The following is a 1,087-nucleotide window of genomic DNA, read 5'->3' on the forward strand; positions in this document are numbered from 1 at the left end:
CAAAGCGGACACCACGGGCGACGACTCAGCGCCATTTCGTCGGCGATCCGGGAGATTCATCGGCGGCTTCTGTGTCTTGGTCGCAAACCGGTTGCCACGCCCCCCGCGCGGACGGCACCTTGCAGCGACGATCACGTCGACCTGGTGCCCTGCATGACCCCCGTTGCCCTGTATTCGCCCGATCCGGCCCGCGGCTGGCTGCCCTGGGCCTGGCTGACGCCGATCCTGATGATCCTGTTCAACGCGGTACCGGTGATCGCGCTGGACGGGTGGATGCAGTCACAGCATTGGTCGACGCCGGGCGGCGATCCGATCGGTCTCGCTGGCTTGTATGCGCTGCTGTGGATCGGCTTCGCGCCGACGCTGGCGGCCGTGCTCGCCTGGGTACGCTTCGTCGAAGGGCGCTCGCTGGCGAGTATCGGACTGACCGGTCCGGCACCGCTGAAAACCTTCCTGCGCGGACTGGCCGTTGGATTCGGCACGATCGCGCTGGTCGTAGTCGCGATCTGGATGGCTGGCGGCATGCAGGCGGCGGGCTTGGGGCAGGCCTGGCGGTCGCCCGTCAGCCTGCTGCACATCGGTCTACTGCTATTGAGTTTCATGTTCCAGGCGAGCGTGGAGGAAGTCATCTTCCGCGGCTGGATGCTGTCCGTGGTGGCGCGCAAGACCAATGTCACGGTGGCAGTGCTGCTGGTGTCGCTCGCTTTCTGCTTCCTGCATTTCAGTCCGCACCAGCCGCTCCGGGTCATGCTCGGCACGTTCCTGTTCTCGCTGTTCGCCTGCGCCTGGGCGCTGCGGACCGGCAATATCTGGGGCGTGATGGGCTGGCACGCGGGGTGGAACTGGTTGCTCGCGACCGGCTTCGAGCTGCCTGTCACCGGCATCGATACGCACTTGCCGGCGCTGCTGGTGGCGCTGCGCCCGCAAGGCCTCGACACCCTGACCGGTGGCGCGCAAGGGCCGGAAGGCAGTTACCTGTGCAGCGTCTTCTTCGTCGCCGCGGTCGCGTGGATCCAGTGGCGAAAGACGCGTGGAGCCCAGAACTTCTCGCCGACCAGCAGGTAGCGCCACTGCCCGGGCGGTATCG

The 1,087-nt window shown here is 66.8% G+C and carries 1 protein-coding gene; it reads left to right on the forward strand.

Features of this window, described 5'->3' with window-relative positions; translation table 11 throughout:
• On the forward strand, positions 1-1,065 hold a 1,065-nt coding region (locus HMPREF3113_RS09360; RefSeq protein ID WP_254665270.1), incomplete at its 5' end, for a CPBP family intramembrane glutamic endopeptidase.
• Positions 1,066-1,087 lie beyond the last annotated feature (22 nt).

The organism is Stenotrophomonas sp. HMSC10F06 (genome assembly GCF_001807865.1).
Taxonomy (GTDB): Bacteria; Pseudomonadota; Gammaproteobacteria; order Xanthomonadales; family Xanthomonadaceae; genus Stenotrophomonas; species Stenotrophomonas bentonitica_A.